This is a genomic window from Labrys sp. E2SS-1L (assembly GCF_057073705.1).
The window spans coordinates 3,235,687-3,250,698 of sequence record NZ_CP172712.1 but is presented as its reverse complement, the minus strand read 5'-3'; the positions used below and the strand labels follow the sequence as shown (position 1 = coordinate 3,250,698).

The following is a 15,012-nucleotide window of genomic DNA, read 5'->3' as shown; positions in this document are numbered from 1 at the left end:
GGAGCGCGGACCTCCAGTCCGCTCTTGGAAACGCCGCCTTATCAGAAGAAAGAGGCGGACAGGATGTCCGCGCTCCAATCTCACTCCAATCGGCGCCGGAACAGCCAGCTGGCCGCCGCCAGCGAAACGGCCGCGATGACTGCCATCGGCCAAGTGTTGGCGAGCACGGCGTCGAAAGGCAGGTCGCGCAGAAACACGCCCTTCACGATCACCAGGAAATAGCGCAGCGGGTTGATCACCGTGATCGGCTGCAACCAGGCCGGCATGTTCTCGATCGGCGTGGCGAAGCCCGAGAGCAGCATGGCCGGTACGAGGAAGAGGAAGGCCCCGAGAATGGCCTGCTGCTGGGTGGTCGACAGGGCCGAGATGAACAGGCCGATGCCGGCCACGGCGAGGAGATAGAAGACCGCGCTGCCGTAGAGCAGCAGCAGGGAGCCGCGCAGCGGCACCCCGAAGATCAGGACGGCGGCCACGATGTAGACGGTCAGATGGAAGGTGCCGATCAGCATGGGCGGCAGCACCTTGCCCAACAGGATTTCATGCGTGCGCAGAGGCGAGACCATGAGCTGGTCGAAAGTGCCGAGTTCCCGCTCGCGCGCGATCGACAAGGCCGTGACGATCAGCCCGATCAGGAGCGCGATGGCCGCCACCAGATTGGGCACCATGAACCATTGGAAGATCAGGTTCGAGTTGAACCAGTTGCGCGCGACCACGTCGATGGCCCGCCCTCCGGCCGCTTTGCCGAGGGCGGTATCGGCGCCGAGGCCGGCGGCGATCTGGTTGAGATAGCCCGCCACGATCTGCGATGCATTGGACTTGCGGCCATCGAGGACAAGGCCGAGATCGGCCGGCCGGCGCGCCTCGATGTCGCGCGAGAAGGTCGGGCCGATCTCGATGGCGGCGATGACCTCCTGCCTGTCGATGGCGGTGCGCAGTTCTCCCGGATCCTGCGTGCGGCGGACGGAACGGAAGGTGGGCGAGCCTTCGACGCGCCGGATGAGCTCCTGGCTCCAGGCGCCATTGTCGCGGTTGAGCACGAGAACATCGACATTCTTCACCTCCAGCGTGGCGGCGAAGGAAAACACCAGGAGCTGGAGGATGGGCGGCACCACCAGAATGATGCGGCTCTTGGGATCGCGCAGGATCCCCAGCAACTCCTTGATGATCAGGGCCTTGAGGCGAATCCAGGCCATCTCAGCCGATCCTCTTGCGGGTGCTGCGGGCCGCTGCCAGGAAGAAGACGAAGCCGATGAACAGCATCACCGCGATGGCCTTGAGGAACATCGGCCAGATGTCGCCGGCGAGGAACACCGATTGCAGGCTGGGAATCAGATAGCGCACGGGCAGGATCAAGGTGATCCACTGGATTACCTGAGGCATCGAATTGATCTCGAACAGGAAGCCCGACAGCAGGAAGGCCGGCAGGAAGGCCGAGATCAAGGCGAGTTGCGAAGCCAGGAACTGGTTCTTGGTGGCGGCCGAGATCAGGAGTCCCTGCCCCAGTGCCGGGATGAGGAAACTGGCCGACAAGGCATAGAGCGCCAGCAGCGAGCCCCGGAACGGCACGCCGAACAGGAGGACCGCCACCAGCACGCACAGGGTCATCGAAGTCAGGCCGAGCAGGAAATAAGGTATGAGCTTGCCGGCCAGCAATTCGGCAGCGCTGACCGGCGTCGCCATCATCGCCTCCATGGTGCCGCGCTCCCATTCACGGGCCACCACCAGCGAGGTCAGCAGCGTGCCGATCAGCGCCATGACGATGGCGATGGAGCCGGGAACCAGGAAGTTTCGGCTGGTCAGCTCGGGGTTGAACCAGAAGCGCTGTTCCACCTCGATCGCCGGCCGGCCGACGCCGCGCTCTCCGCCCCGGATCGCTGCCCAGCTGGCGATGACGCCGCGGGCATAGTTCTGCACGAAATTCGCATTGTTCGGATCGGAGCCGTCGACGAGGACCTGGATCGCCGGCCCGGTGGCGGAGGCGAAATCGGCGGCAAAAGTCGAGGGAATGACGATGATGCCCTTGATCCGGCCGAGGATCAGCGCCTCCTCGAAGTCGCGCCGGTCATGCCCCTGCTCGACCTCGAAATAGCCGGAGGCCTGGAAACTCGCGGCAATGTCACGGGTCAAAGGCGACGGATCCTCGACAACCAGTCCCACCCGGGTGCGGGTGGCGTCGAGCGACACGCCATAGCCGAAGAGGAAAAGCAGAATCAGGGGCAACACGAAGGCGATCAGGATGGAGCTGGGATCGCGGACGATCTGATAGCTTTCCTTGCGAACCAGGGCGGCGAAGCGCAGCAGCCGGGCGGAGCGGTCCGCCGCGACGGATGGCTGCGCGGTTTCCCCCGCCGCTGTAGAGCGCCCTGGTCCGTGCTCGCTCATGCCGCCTTGGCCTCCGAACCCTGCACGAGCGCGACGAAGGCATCCTCCATGGTCGGATCGGGATTGCCGGCATCGGCCACCCGTGCCTTGAGTTCGTCAGGCGAACCCAGCGCGATCGAACGCCCGCGATAGATCAGCGAAATCCGGTCGCAATATTCGGCCTCATCCATGAAATGGGTGGTGACCAGCACGGTCACGCCCTTTTCGACCAGCGCATTGATATGGGTCCAGAATTCGCGCCGCGTGATCGGATCGACACCCGATGTCGGCTCGTCGAGGAAAAGCGCTTCGGGCTCATGCATGACGGCGCAGGCGAGCGCCAGGCGCTGTTTGAGGCCGAGCGGCAGATCCTTGGCGGACATGCTCCGGCGCCCTCCGAAATCGAAGATCTCGGTCATCAGTTCGATGCGCTCGCGCTTGCGCGCGCCGGTCAGGCCATAGACGCCGGCAAAGAAGGCGAGATTCTGCGCCACGCTGAGATCGCCATAGAGCGAGAATTTCTGGGCCATGTAGCCCAGGCGATTGCGGGCCTCGGCCGAGTCGCGCCTGAGGTCGAAGCCGGCGACCCGCCCCTCGCCGCCGGTGGGCTTGAGCAAGCCGCACAGCATCTTGAAGGTGGTGGACTTGCCGGCGCCGTTCGGCCCCAAGAGCCCGAAGATCTGCCCGCGCGGGATCTCGAAGGAAATATCCTGCGCCGCGGCGAAATCGCCGAAATGCTTGGTCAGGCCGCGCGCCTCGATCACGGGCCTGCCCTCCTCGGTAGGAAGTGCCTGGGTCGCCTCGGCCAGCCGCGAGCGCCCGCCGGGGCCGCCACCGAGCAGATCGACGAAGGCATCCTCGAAGCGCGGCTGGATCGGTTGGGGCTTTGCACGGGCGCCCGCGGCGCGCGCCGCCTCCTCGGCAAGCCCTGCCCCCTCCCCGGTCACCAGCCGGATGGCCTGGCCCTGAATGACACCGTCGACGATCCCCGGCACGGCAAGCGCCCGCGACAGGGCCGGACGGCGGCGGCCCTCGATATCGCCGAGCCGGAACACCCGGCCTTCGACCTTGCCGGTGAGTTCGGAGGGCACGCCGGCAAACAGCAGCTTGCCCCGGTTCAGCAACAAGACGCGGTCGCAAGCCTGGGCCTCGTCGAGATAGGCGGTGGACCAGACCACGCCGATGCCCTCGCGGGTGAGGTCCTCCACCATCTTCCACAGATCGCGCCGCGAGATCGGATCGACGCCGACACCCGGCTCATCCAGCAGCAGCAGGCGCGGCTTCTTGAGAAGCGCACAGGCCAGGCCCAGCTTCTGCTTCATGCCGCCGGACAGCCGCCCTGCCAGGCGGGTGGTGAAGGCGGCCAGATCGGTGAAGGTGAGAAGTTCGTCGAAGATGGCGGCGCGTTCGCTTTTCGGCAGCCCGCGCAGATCGGCGTAGAGATCGAGGTTTTCCTGAACCGAAAGGTCCTCGTAGAGGCCGAAGCGCTGGGGCATGTAGCCGATCGCCGCCTGGATCGAAGCCGCGTCGCGGGCGGTGTCGAAGCCGAGCACCGTCAGGCTGCCTTCATCGGGCAGCATCAGGCCGGTCATCAGGCGGATCAGCGTGGTCTTGCCCGCGCCGTCGGGGCCGACCAGCCCGGTGATCTCACCCGGCCGGATCGTGGCCTCGATGCCGTCGAGAGCCTGGATCGCCTCGCCGAAATGCTTGCTGACACCGGAAATCTGGACGACCGCATCGGTCATGCGCGTTGCCTTTCAGGGCTTGCCGCCATCCACCGCTGCTCCATCGGACAGGCGTACCGTCACCGGCATGCCCTGCAGGAGCGCGCTGTCGGGCTCGTCGACCACGATGCGCAGGCGATAGACCAGATCGGTGCGCAGTTCCGGCGTCTCCACCGTCTTCGGCGTGAACTCGGCAACCGGCGAGATGAAGCCGACGCGGCCCCTGTAGCGCTTGGCCGGATCGGTATCCGAGCGCACCTCCACCATTGTGCCGGTATGGACACGTCCAAGATCGGTTTCAGCGATGAAGGCCCGGACCCAGACCGGCTTGGTGAGCGACAGCACGAAAGCGATGTCGTTGGGGGCAAGGATCGCGCCCTTCTCGTGGACGCGCGAAAGGATGACACCATCGGCTGGAGCGACCAGGGTGGCATCGCCAACGGTCGTCCGGGCCGAAGCGAGATTGGCCTCGGCCGCCTCCAGGCTGGCCTTGGCGGCGGCGATGTCCTCCGAGCGCGTGCCCTGCTCCAGCAGGGTCAGGGCTTCCCTGGCCGCGTTGACCCGGGCTTGTGCCGCATCGCGCGCGGCGACCGCCTGGTCGAGACCGCCCTGGGAAACGGTGCCGCTCGGCCGAAGCTGGAAGGACCGGGTGTAGCTTTGTTCGGCATTGATGAGATCGGCCTGGCGTTCGGCGAGTACGGCCTTGGCCTGCGCGATCTCGGCGGCGCGGGGACCGGCCTCCAGCTTGGCGAGCGTGGCGCGCTGGCTGGCCGCCTGGGCCTGCGCCACCTCGACCAAGTCCTGATACGGCCTGACGTCCAGGCGAGCGAGCGTATCGCCGGCCTTCACGCTATCGCCCTCGTCCACCAGCGTCTCGGCAAGCCTGCCGCTGACGCGAAAACCGAGCTGCACCTGGCGGATGTCAACATTGCCATAGAGCACCAGTTCCTTCCCGGTGCGTTCGACCCAGCCCATGCGCTGGGGCAGATCGAACCACCAGCCGGCGAACCCGGCACCGGCGATTGCGAGCAGGACGACGGGAATGGCAGCTTTCTTCATGAGCGGCCTCCTTCCGCAACCAGCGCGGCAACGAGTTCGCCGGCATGGCGCCGTACGGTTTCGACCTCGTCGGCGCCGATGGTGTCCCAGGCGAGATGACGTTTCACGGCCGCATGCGCGACGCGGAAGACCATCAGGCCGCCAAGCAGGGACAGGGTGCGCAACCTGACATGGCGGGACGTTCCGTCCTCACCGAGCACGATGCCCACCAGCATGGTTGCCGCCTCGAGCATGGGCTTCATCACCTGCGCGAAGATACGCTCGAAAGCCTCCGTCGGTTCCATCTGCTCGCGAATGAGGAAACGCGCCAGCGGCTCGGATATCGGTCCGATGAACAGGGTCGCCATGGTTTGGGTCAACTCGGTCAGGAAGGCCTGGGCTTCCTGCCGGTCGATGGCGCCTCCCCCGCTCGCGGCTTCGGCAAGGCGAGCCCGGATACGCCCGCCCAAACCGCCGACATGAGATGAAATCAGGTTGGCAATATGGTCCGCGGTGGCGACGTAGAGCCCTTCCTTGGAGCCGAAATAATAGGTGATCGCCTGCAGATTGACGCCGGCGGCATCCGCCAGCATGCGGGTCGAAGCACCGTCGAAGCCATAACGGCCGAACACGCCGATCGACGCATCGAGCAGCTTCTCACGGGTTGCATCGCCGCGGCCGTTCGAGGCCGGAGGAGGAGATTGTTTCTTGACCATGACGCAACCCATAGACGAAATTTGCATTTCAGTCAATCGATTGAATTATAAAATCGGAACATAACACCCCGAATGACGGGCTGGCGAGGTCAAGTCTGGCGTAGGCCAGCCACACCGAGGTCCCAGGGTATTGCTGGCGACATTTTCCTTGAAACATTTCCACGGGGATGGACATTGGCAGCCAAGGCGACACGAAGCAGGCCAGATGACGCAACTCGACGAATATGCGCTGGGCGACGGCACCAAGAAATCGAACCGGCAGGCCGAACTGCTGCGGTTGCTCGAGCGCAGCCATTACCTCTCGATCGAGGAAATCGCCGAACGTTTTGCCGTGACGACACAAACCGCCCGTCGCGACATCGTCGCGCTGGAAGCCACCGGCCAGGTGCGCCGCCTGCATGGCGGGGCCACGATCGCCACACCGGTGGATGCCGTCGCCCGTCGCCAGCGGCGCATCGAAAACGCCTCGCAGAAGGCCCGGGTGGCAGCTCTCGTCGCCCAGGTCATTCCGGACGGGGCCGCCGTCTTCATGGACACCGGAACGACCTGCGAAGCGGTCGCCTATGCGCTGCTGCAGCGGCGAGACCTGCGGATCGTCACCTATAGCCTGCGGGTGGCCACCATCTTCAGCGAGAATTCCAGTTTCGCCCTGGCGATTCCCGGCGGCTCCGTGCGGCCGGTGGATGGTGGCGTCTTCCGGGAGGATACGGCCGACTATATCCGCCGCTTCAAGTTCGACTTTGCCGTGATCTCGGTCAGCGGCATCGACCAGGCCGGCGACATCTGCGACGACGACCTGGCCGAGGTCTCGGCCGTTACCGCCGCCCTGGCGCAGACCGAGCGCACCATCCTGGCCGTGGACAGCACGAAATTCGGCAAGCGTGCGCTGGTCAGGCTCGGCTCGCTCGAAGATGTCGACATCCTGGTCAGCGACGACATTCCCGCCCCCTTTCGCGACAGGGTGCACCGAAGCGGCGTGGAAACCCGTGTCGCCGTCGCGGACGCGCAGGAAGCCCCTCTCGAATGGTAGCGGTCAGCGTCGCCTCGCAGCCCATGACCGCGACGTGACGGCGGCGCTGATGCCGTGGCTTTGAACATCGACACGGCGGCGCCGGAAGAGGCATCACCCGTCTCGGCGATGCCAAGCTGCCGTACCGAGCGCATGAGCACCACCAATTCTGGTTGTTTTGGTCCGAGACTTGCATCAGACCAGCTTGGCATCGATGGCCAGCCACACGAGATGGGCATCGTTGCGGGCACCGAGCTTGGTCTTGATCTGATAATGGTAATTGCGAACCGTCTTGAGGCTGAGATGCATGGACGTGCTGATCGCCTCGGCCGACCAGCCCGATGCGACCAGGCGCAGAATCTCGGTCTCGCGCGGGCTGAGCTCGGCCAGCGGCGATGAGGCATGGGTGAGGCGTTCGGCCGCGATCTCGCGCGCCACGTCATTGCTCATCGCCCGTTCGCCCTTGGCCACCAGGGCAACGGAATTGACGAGCTCGGCGGCATCGCTGCCCTTGGTGACATAGCCGGCGGCCCCCGCCTCGAACGCCTTGAGGGCGAAAGCGGCCCCGCTGTGCATGGTAAAGATGAGAACCCGGGCGGCATGATCCCATTGGCGGATATGGCGCAAGGCTTCGATGCCGCTGAGGCCCGGCAGGGAAAGATCCATCACCACCACGTCGGGCTTGGCTTTCCGGTAGACCTCATAGGCCGAAACGGCATCGCTGGCTTCGGCCACCACGCGATAGCCGGGCACCTTTTCGAGCAGCCGCCGATACCCCTCCCTGACGACGGGATGGTCATCCACCAGCAGGATGCTGAGATCGCTCATGCCGGGACAGGCTGGGCCGGGCCGCGCATCCGATTGGCGCGATCCGCAAGCAACGGAATGATTGCAGCGATGCGAACGCCGTGTCGCGCCTGGCCGATGGAAAGGCTTCCGCCCAGTGCCGTCACCCGTTCCCGCATGCCGAGAATTCCATGCCCGGCCTCCATGGTCAGCCGTAGCGGATTGCCGCCGCCGTCATCCTCGACGCTGAGCTCGACAGCGCCCCCCTCCTGCAGGCCTGTTCGCTTGACGAACAGGCGGATATCGCGCGGCTTGCCGTGGCGCGCGGCATTGGTCAGGCATTCCTGTGCAATGCGATAGATGCTGAGGGCGATGGCGTGCGGAAGGCCGGTGAGATTGCCGGCGATATCAAGGTGGAATCGGGCGCGCGTGGTGTTGCCGACATTCCAGCCAGCCACGAGTTGGGCCAGACTGGCCTCCAGGCCCAGTTCCTCGAGCTCCTGCGAACGCAACCGTTGCAGGGTGCCGCGCAAGGTCGCATTCATCCGCCGGGTCACTTCGGCGATGGATCGAGCGTCCTTGGCAATCTCCGGCCGGTCCTCGGCCTCCAATTCGATGGCGCCGGCAAGGGCATTGACGGCCGCCAGACACTGGCCGAATTCGTCGTGGAGATCGCGCGCCAGCGTGCGTCGTTCCTCCTCCTGCACCTGGAACAGGCGGTTGGTGAGGGCGACGCGCTGGGCCGTGGTCTCGGCCAAACGGCAGGTGAGATCGTTCAAGGCGCCGGCGATGCGATCGAATTCCGCCGTCCGGTAGCCGGGCAGACGATAGCCGTAATCCCCGCGTTCGAGGCGGCGCAGGCCGGCGACGATGGCACGCGCCGGCAGAAGGGACTGGCCGATAAAAAGCCCGGCGAGTACGCCGATGGCGACCGCCAGCAGGCCCGCCACGCTGAGCACGATGGTGATGCGGTCCCAGGCCAGCCGCACGGCGGCACCGTGGTCGGGCACGGCCTCGATCGTGCCGGCCTGAGGCTGGCGGTCACTGAGGGGGCGCTCGACGGCCTGGTTGGGCCCGAACAGCCAATCATAGGACGTTTCGAACCAGGCCGGCGCGGGACGGCCGATCGTCTCGAGCTGGCTGCACAGGCGCCGGGGCGCTTCCTGGCCGAGCGTGACGGTTATGCATATGCCCGGCGAAATCACCTTCATCGTCACGATGGTGTTCCAATCGGGCAAGGGCAGGATGAGGTTGCGCGAAAGTCCGCCGCGCCAGAGCAGCTCGCGCCAATAGAGAGCTTCCAGCGCTTTGGAGACCCGCTCGGCCGAGGCGCGTGTCTCCGTTTCGGTGGCATGGCGCGTATCGTGCAAGACCCAGCCGATGGCACAGGCGAGGCAGAGAACGATGGCGGCTGCGAGCCGCAAAACCAGATGACCGAAGAGGTTCATGGCCCACTCTTGCTGGATCGACCCCCTCGAATAGTGAGCATGGCCCACAGGGCTGGCAAGCACAAAGGCTGCGAGACGACGCCCGGAAGCCAATGTCGGGCAAAATGCCCAAATGAGATCGGGACCTCTACCCAGGCTGCCGGCTTTCACCGTTGCTAGCCTGGAACATGATCCATCGATCCATAGCAACCGTCAGCAAGTCCCCTGAGTCCAAACGTCCAATGAGTCCGACCGTCCCATGAGCGAGCGTCAACCGCGCCTTTCCGGTGCAGATCCCCTGCTGTCCTGGCTCATCTTTACCGGCGTCAGCATCTTCGCCTTCCTCGTACTCTGGTATTTTGGCTTCATCGCCAAGATGATCGACGAGGACAGGACCTATATCTCCGTTGTCATCGTCCTCCTCTATGTCGCAAGCAGTCTACATTGCCTGTGGCGTATCGTTTTCATCGGGCGCGAGGGGGAGGCTGCCCGCCGCACGGCCCAGTGGGTCATTCGAGGTGGCAAGTCCGCCCTGGCGACCATGGGTTCGGTGCCCGACGGAAAGCTTGGGCAAGGCCTGGTCGCCGGCCACATACGCGACCTCGTCACCAAGGCCGACCTGCAAGGCTCGGCCCGCCTCGACCAAACCTTGCTGTTGCGTGTCCTCGCCGACCGGCTGCGGGGTTCCAACCGCTATGGTGCCTTTGCCAGCGATACGTTGATGAAGCTCGGGCTGCTCGGCACCATCGTCGGCTTCATCATGATGCTGGCTCCGATCGCCGGGCTCGACACCGACAGCAAGGAAGCCGTGCGCAGTTCGATGTCGCTGATGAGCGGGGGCATGGCGGTCGCCATGTACACCACGCTGGTAGGCCTGATCGGTTCGATCATGATCAAGGTGCAATATCATTTCCTCGACGGCGCCACCTCGCGCATCTTCTCCTTCGCGGTCGATCTCACCGAAGTCCATGTGATTTCGGCGCTGGAAGCGCAAAGGGCGCCGGGATGATCGATGACTTCGATCTCCACGGACGGGAAGAAGCCTTCGACCCGTTCAGCGTGGTGCTGTTCAAGGCCCTGCAGGTCATCGCCTTCCTGTTCTTCGTGGTGTTCATCATCATTTCCCCCAAGGCCAATGAGGGCAAGGTCGACAGCAAGGCCGAGTTCATCATCACCATGGATTGGCCGGATAATCATCCCGACGACATGGACATCTTCGTCCAGGATCCGCTCGGCAACATCGCCTGGTACCGCCGGCGCGAAGCGGGTTTCCTGGTGCTCGACCGCGACGATCGCGGCGGCCTCAACGATTTCGTCATGGTCAACGGGCGCAAGCAACAGACCAAGGTGCGCGAGGAGCTCGTCAGCATTCGCGGTTTCGTCGCCGGCGAATACACCGTGAACGTCTATCACTTCACCGCCCTGACCAAGCAGCCGGTGCCGGTGACGGTAACGGTGCAAAAGCTCAATCCGGTCGCCAAGATCGTCGCCCGGGAGACGATTGAAACGGCTGACGGGGGAAGCGAGCAGACCGCCATACGCTTCACCATGGACGCGCAGGGCGAGGTCACCGGCACCAGCCGGGAGGCCAAGTCGATCTTGCGCGGCATGCACAATGCCTGGAGCAAGAATCTATGACCGCGGCAATGACGGTGGGCGGCGATCATGCTTGAGACCAACCTGCTCTGCCTGGTGCTCGCCTATGTCTTCCTCAGCCTCCTGATGCTCACCGTGCTGATCGGGCTGGCATTGCCGCGTCTGGTCAAGATCGGCGCGATCGTCGTGGCGAGCCTGTTCTATGTCGTCGTGTTCTTCTCGATGCAAGGCTTGCTGGGCTGGTCGGCACCCGTCGGCGTGCCGGCCCGCTTTCAGGTGCTGTGGACGAGGATCGTCGAACCCAATGTCGTCCAGGGCGAAACCGGTGCCATCCATCTCTGGCTCGAGGAGCTGGATGCGGCCAACCTGCCGACCGGCGAGCCGCGCGCCTATCGCCTGCCTTATACGACGAACCTCGCCGGCCGGGTGGCCAAGGCGCAAAAGGAGATCGAGAAGGGCAATCTGCAGGGGGGACGCGCGGAATTTTTCGGAACGGGAGCATCGCAAAGCGTCCCCACCGGCCCGCTGCAAACCGGAGCACCGCCCGGAGGGGATCCTTCCGGCGGCGGCCTGTTCGACCCGGCTTTTCTCGGCGGGCAATCGCGCAACGTCGATCTCGTGCCGCTACCGAAACCGGCGTTGCCGCCGAAGAACATACCCTGACACTGCCTTGCCGTTCATCGCGGCAGCGACGCTGCCTTCCATGATCTGAACCATGCGGTCTTCAACAGAATTGGAAATGGGACATGCCGGACACGAAGGACGACAATGTCCAGGGCAAACTTCTTCTGAGGGGCGGAGCCCTTTGGCTCATCGTTGCCCTTGTCCTTGCCTGGTGCCTGGTGGGACTGGCCTTGCAACTCCCGGGATTCGGTGCTGTCTTCCCCGGAAAATATCAGCGTATCCTGCAGGCGCATATCGACTTTCTCTTGATGAGCGCGCTGCTTTTGGGCTTCTACGGCACCAGGATCGCGCTGCCATGGCATGTCCGCTGGGCCATGGTCATCGGTGCGTTCACAAATTCGATGCTCTTCCTGCTGATGGCCATCTTTCCTGCCCTGGACCCGACCGGCCCGTCGCCCGTCACGGGATTTGCCCGCACGATTTTCATCGGCCTCAATCTGTTGAGCTTCTTGATCACCAGCTATGGCTTTGGGCGTGGAGCTGTCCTGGCCTTGCGATCGACCTTCACACGCTGATCGCTCTTTCAACCGGCCAAACGACGAGGGGGTGAAACGCCGGTGCGTTTCACCCCCTCGGATGTTCGGTAGCCGTCCTTGCGAGGCAGGCTATTCCGCGCCGGCTGGTGCGTCGGGCTCGCGCTGCGGCGGTCCTTTCGGCTTGGCCTTCGGTTTCTTGGCCGAGGCCTGGCTGTTGTCGGCCACCACCGGTTCGGGCTTGGGCTTGGCCGGGCCTGCCGGATATTCGAAGCCCAGTTCCTGCCTGCCCTCTTCGTTGGTGACGACCGTCACCCGCACGGCTCCGCCCGACTTCAGCCGGCCGAACAGCACCTCGTCCGCCAGCGGCGTCTTGATCGCCTGCTGGATCAGGCGAGCCATCGGCCGGGCGCCCATGAACTCGTCATAGCCATTGGCCACCAGCCAGGTGCGGGCATCGTTGGAGAGTTCCACCGCAACATGCCGATCGGCAAGCTGCACTTCGAGCTGCGCGATGAACTTGTCGACGACCTGGCTGACGATCTCCTGCGACAGGTGGTCGAAGGCAATGGTCGCATCCAGGCGGTTGCGGAACTCCGGCGTGAACAGGCGGTTGATCGCCTCGGTATCGTCGCCCTCACGCTTGTTCTTGGTGAAGCCGAAGGCCGCCTTGGCCAGATCCGCCGCGCCGGCATTGGTGGTCATGATCAGGATCACATTGCGGAAGTCGACGCTCTTGCCGTTGTGATCGGTGAGCTTGCCGTGATCCATCACCTGCAACAGGATGTTGAACAGGTCCGGATGGGCCTTCTCGATCTCGTCCAGCAGCAGCACGCAATGCGGGTTCTGGTCGATGCCGTCGGTGAGCAGACCGCCCTGGTCGAAGCCGACATAGCCGGGAGGCGCACCGATCAGGCGCGACACCGTATGGCGCTCCATATATTCGGACATGTCGAAGCGCAGCAGGTTGATGCCGAGCACGGAGGCAAGCTGGCGGGCGACTTCGGTCTTGCCGACGCCTGTCGGCCCCGAGAACAGATAATTGCCGATCGGCTTTTCGGGATCGCGCAGGCCGGCACGGGCCAGCTTGATGGCAGCCGAAAGCTGCTTGATCGCCTTGTCCTGCCCGTAGACCACCCGCTTGAGGTTGGTCTCCAGATTCCTCAGCGTCTCCGTATCGTCCTTCGACACGGTCTTGGGCGGGATGCGCGCCATGGTGGCGATGGTCGCCTCGATCTCCTTGACGCCGATCGTCTTCTTGCGCCGGCTTTCGGTCACCAGCATCTGCGAAGCGCCGGTCTCGTCGATGACGTCGATCGCCTTGTCCGGCAACTTGCGGTCATTGATGTATTTGGCCGACAGCTCCACCGCCGCCTTGATGGCGTCGTTGGTGTAGCGCAGCTTGTGATATTCCTCGTAATAAGGCTTGAGGCCCTTGAGGATCTCGATGGTGTCGGGGATGGAGGGCTCCGCCACGTCGATCTTCTGGAACCGGCGCACCAAGGCGCGGTCCTTTTCGAAATACTGGCGGTACTCCTTGTAGGTGGTCGAGCCGATGCAGCGCAGCAGGCCGGCGGCCAGGGCGGGCTTGAGCAGATTGGAGGCATCCATGGCCCCGCCCGAGGTAGCGCCGGCGCCGATCACCGTATGGATCTCGTCGATGAACAGGATCGCGCCCGGATAGGCCTCGATCTCCTTCACCACCTGCTTGAGGCGCTCCTCGAAATCGCCGCGGTAGCGCGTGCCGGCGAGCAGCGTGCCCATGTCGAGCGCGAACACGGTGGCGCCGCGCAGCACTTCCGGCACGTCGCCTTCGATGATGCGGCGCGCGAGGCCCTCGGCGATCGCCGTCTTGCCGACGCCGGGATCGCCGACGAAGAGCGGATTGTTCTTCTGCCGGCGGCAGAGCACCTGGATGGTGCGCGTGATCTCGCTGTCGCGCCCGATCAACGGGTCGATCTTGCCGTCCCGGGCCTTCTTGTTGAGATTGACGCAATAGGCGTCGATGGCGTCCTGCTTCTTCTTGGACGCATCCTCGCCATTGGCCGTCGCCTTCGGGCTGTCGCCATCGGTCTCGTCGACGCCGCGCGGTGCCTTGGCTTCCGACAGGCCAGGACGCTTGGCGATGCCGTGCGAGATGTAGTTCACGGCGTCATAGCGCGTCATGTCCTGCTCCTGCAGGAAATAGGCGGCATGGCTCTCGCGCTCGGCGAAGATCGCCACCAGCACGTTGGCGCCGGTGACTTCCTCGCGGCCCGAGGACTGCACGTGAATGACCGCGCGCTGGATGACGCGCTGGAACCCTGCCGTCGGCTTGGCGTCGTCGCGGCCGTCGGAGACCAGATTCTCCAGTTCGGTGTCGATATATTCGACCAGGTTGCGGCGCAGAATGTCGAGATCGACATTGCAGGCCCGCATCACAGCCGCCGCGTCCTGATCCTCGATCAGGGAGAGCAGCAGATGTTCGAGAGTCGCATATTCGTGATGGCGCTGATTGGCAGCGGCCAGAGCGCGATGGAGGGACTGTTCGAGGTGTCTTGAAAAGGATGGCACGATCAGTTCCTCACTTTTCTTCCATGACGCATTGCAGCGGATGCTGATGCTTACGGGCAAAATCCATGACTTGAGTCACCTTGGTCTCCGCGACCTCATAGGTGTAGATGCCACACTCTCCCACGCCATTGTGGTGAACATGCAGCATGATGTGGGTGGCACCGTCACGATCCTTGTTGAAGAAGCGCTCCAGCACCTCGATGACGAATTCCATCGGGGTATAATCGTCATTCAGCAACAGGACCCGGTAGAGTTTGGGGCGTTTGGTCGCCGGCCGCGTCTTGGTGATCACGGCCGCGTTAGTGCCCTCACCGCCACCTGGAGCTCGGGGTTCGCGGGCCATGCCGATCAGGGGAAACGGCTTGTGCGCGGCGCTCACTGCAATATCCAGAATCGTTGAATCTTCCATTTCGACAACTGCAATCGCCTGCAGCCTAACATGATCTCGACGAGGAAAAAGGCTTCCACGAACTGAATTTATGATCGCCCCCGACTTTCCGCTAGTGCGACAACGCGCAATAATGGGTTCCACGTTCTGAACAGCGGGTGAAGTGCCTCTTTTTCATTCATTCTCAACCAATCGGACAATCATGCGACCAAAATGCCGCGCTGGCTGGGCACTTAACCGATCCGTAACCGCGTCCG

14 protein-coding genes are annotated in these 15,012 nt (G+C 64.0%); 5 read left to right on the top strand and 9 right to left on the bottom strand.

Going from position 1 to position 15,012, the window contains the following annotated elements; genetic code table 11:
* Positions 1-80: 80 nt before the first annotated feature.
* The 5 genes from ACIGJE_RS15035 to ACIGJE_RS15015 are packed head-to-tail and all read right to left on the bottom strand — an operon-like array spanning position 81 to position 5,839.
* Complete coding sequence (locus ACIGJE_RS15035) at positions 81-1,193, bottom strand: ABC transporter permease (protein WP_367622498.1); 1,113 nt, start codon at positions 1,191-1,193, stop codon at positions 81-83.
* Between the two features lies 1 nt (position 1,194).
* Entirely contained in the window at positions 1,195-2,382 is a 1,188-nt protein-coding gene (locus ACIGJE_RS15030; protein ID WP_311938939.1) for an ABC transporter permease, read from the bottom strand.
* The gene (locus ACIGJE_RS15025) at positions 2,379-4,106 is read right to left on the bottom strand and encodes an ATP-binding cassette domain-containing protein (RefSeq protein WP_415087101.1); all 1,728 of its coding nucleotides are present in this window, start codon (positions 4,104-4,106) and stop codon (positions 2,379-2,381) included. The genes ACIGJE_RS15030 and ACIGJE_RS15025 overlap by 4 nt, the downstream gene beginning before the upstream one ends.
* Before the next feature lie 12 nt (positions 4,107-4,118).
* Positions 4,119-5,144 carry a secretion protein HlyD gene (hlyD, locus tag ACIGJE_RS15020; RefSeq protein ID WP_415087099.1) on the bottom strand — a complete coding sequence of 342 codons (1,026 nt, stop codon included), beginning with the start codon at positions 5,142-5,144 and terminating at the stop codon, positions 4,119-4,121.
* Entirely contained in the window at positions 5,141-5,839 is a 699-nt protein-coding gene (locus tag ACIGJE_RS15015; RefSeq protein ID WP_415087097.1) for a CerR family C-terminal domain-containing protein, read from the bottom strand. The genes hlyD and ACIGJE_RS15015 overlap by 4 nt, the downstream gene beginning before the upstream one ends.
* A 205-nt stretch (positions 5,840-6,044) precedes the next feature.
* Here ACIGJE_RS15015 and ACIGJE_RS15010 point away from each other — a divergent pair, with 205 nt between their 5' ends.
* Positions 6,045-6,869 (top strand): DeoR/GlpR family DNA-binding transcription regulator, encoded by an 825-nt coding sequence (locus ACIGJE_RS15010; RefSeq protein ID WP_415087095.1) that lies wholly within the window; start codon positions 6,045-6,047, stop codon positions 6,867-6,869.
* 174 nt (positions 6,870-7,043) lie between these two features.
* Here ACIGJE_RS15010 and ACIGJE_RS15005 read toward each other — a convergent pair whose 3' ends face one another.
* Positions 7,044-7,676, bottom strand: coding sequence for a response regulator (locus ACIGJE_RS15005; protein WP_415087093.1), 633 nt, complete (start codon positions 7,674-7,676; stop codon positions 7,044-7,046).
* Complete coding sequence (locus ACIGJE_RS15000; RefSeq protein ID WP_415087091.1) at positions 7,673-9,082, bottom strand: histidine kinase; 1,410 nt, start codon at positions 9,080-9,082, stop codon at positions 7,673-7,675. Before ACIGJE_RS15000 ends, ACIGJE_RS15005 begins: the two co-directional genes overlap by 4 nt.
* Positions 9,083-9,320: 238 nt before the next feature.
* On the opposite strand from ACIGJE_RS15000, the gene ACIGJE_RS14995 reads away from it, so the two are divergent.
* The 4 genes from ACIGJE_RS14995 to ACIGJE_RS14980 all read left to right on the top strand — a co-directional run bounded on the left by ACIGJE_RS14995 (position 9,321) and on the right by ACIGJE_RS14980 (position 11,856).
* Positions 9,321-10,070, top strand: a complete 750-nt coding sequence (locus tag ACIGJE_RS14995) for a MotA/TolQ/ExbB proton channel family protein (RefSeq protein WP_415087089.1) — start codon at positions 9,321-9,323, stop codon at positions 10,068-10,070.
* The gene (locus ACIGJE_RS14990; protein ID WP_311938924.1) at positions 10,067-10,699 is read left to right on the top strand and encodes a hypothetical protein; all 633 of its coding nucleotides are present in this window, start codon (positions 10,067-10,069) and stop codon (positions 10,697-10,699) included. The genes ACIGJE_RS14995 and ACIGJE_RS14990 overlap by 4 nt, the downstream gene beginning before the upstream one ends.
* A 27-nt stretch (positions 10,700-10,726) precedes the next feature.
* The gene (locus ACIGJE_RS14985; protein WP_415087087.1) at positions 10,727-11,320 is read left to right on the top strand and encodes a hypothetical protein; all 594 of its coding nucleotides are present in this window, start codon (positions 10,727-10,729) and stop codon (positions 11,318-11,320) included.
* A gap of 83 nt (positions 11,321-11,403) precedes the next feature.
* On the top strand, positions 11,404-11,856 hold the full coding sequence (locus ACIGJE_RS14980; RefSeq protein ID WP_415087085.1) for a hypothetical protein: 453 nt from the start codon (positions 11,404-11,406) through the stop codon (positions 11,854-11,856).
* Positions 11,857-11,946: 90 nt separating this feature from the next.
* On the opposite strand, the gene clpA is transcribed toward ACIGJE_RS14980, so the two are convergent.
* Together clpA and clpS are read right to left on the bottom strand one after the other, a co-directional pair.
* Positions 11,947-14,367: an ATP-dependent Clp protease ATP-binding subunit ClpA gene (gene clpA / locus ACIGJE_RS14975; RefSeq protein ID WP_311938918.1), complete on the bottom strand. Its 2,421-nt coding sequence runs from the start codon at positions 14,365-14,367 to the stop codon at positions 11,947-11,949.
* 10 nt (positions 14,368-14,377) lie between these two features.
* Entirely contained in the window at positions 14,378-14,710 is a 333-nt protein-coding gene (clpS, locus tag ACIGJE_RS14970) for an ATP-dependent Clp protease adapter ClpS (protein ID WP_082980075.1), read from the bottom strand.
* Positions 14,711-15,012 lie beyond the last annotated feature (302 nt).

Coding starts and splice junctions, on each gene's coding strand:
- ACIGJE_RS15035 (WP_367622498.1), bottom strand. CDS start 1,193: ATGGCCTGGATTCGCCTCAAGGCCCTGATCATCAAGGAGTTGCTGGGG.
- ACIGJE_RS15030 (WP_311938939.1), bottom strand. CDS start 2,382: ATGAGCGAGCACGGACCAGGGCGCTCTACAGCGGCGGGGGAAACCGCG.
- ACIGJE_RS15025 (WP_415087101.1), bottom strand. CDS start 4,106: ATGACCGATGCGGTCGTCCAGATTTCCGGTGTCAGCAAGCATTTCGGC.
- hlyD (WP_415087099.1), bottom strand. CDS start 5,144: ATGAAGAAAGCTGCCATTCCCGTCGTCCTGCTCGCAATCGCCGGTGCC.
- ACIGJE_RS15015 (WP_415087097.1), bottom strand. CDS start 5,839: ATGGTCAAGAAACAATCTCCTCCTCCGGCCTCGAACGGCCGCGGCGAT.
- ACIGJE_RS15010 (WP_415087095.1), top strand. CDS start 6,045: ATGACGCAACTCGACGAATATGCGCTGGGCGACGGCACCAAGAAATCG.
- ACIGJE_RS15005 (WP_415087093.1), bottom strand. CDS start 7,676: ATGAGCGATCTCAGCATCCTGCTGGTGGATGACCATCCCGTCGTCAGG.
- ACIGJE_RS15000 (WP_415087091.1), bottom strand. CDS start 9,082: ATGAACCTCTTCGGTCATCTGGTTTTGCGGCTCGCAGCCGCCATCGTT.
- ACIGJE_RS14995 (WP_415087089.1), top strand. CDS start 9,321: ATGAGCGAGCGTCAACCGCGCCTTTCCGGTGCAGATCCCCTGCTGTCC.
- ACIGJE_RS14990 (WP_311938924.1), top strand. CDS start 10,067: ATGATCGATGACTTCGATCTCCACGGACGGGAAGAAGCCTTCGACCCG.
- ACIGJE_RS14985 (WP_415087087.1), top strand. CDS start 10,727: ATGCTTGAGACCAACCTGCTCTGCCTGGTGCTCGCCTATGTCTTCCTC.
- ACIGJE_RS14980 (WP_415087085.1), top strand. CDS start 11,404: ATGCCGGACACGAAGGACGACAATGTCCAGGGCAAACTTCTTCTGAGG.
- clpS (WP_082980075.1), bottom strand. CDS start 14,710: ATGGCCCGCGAACCCCGAGCTCCAGGTGGCGGTGAGGGCACTAACGCG.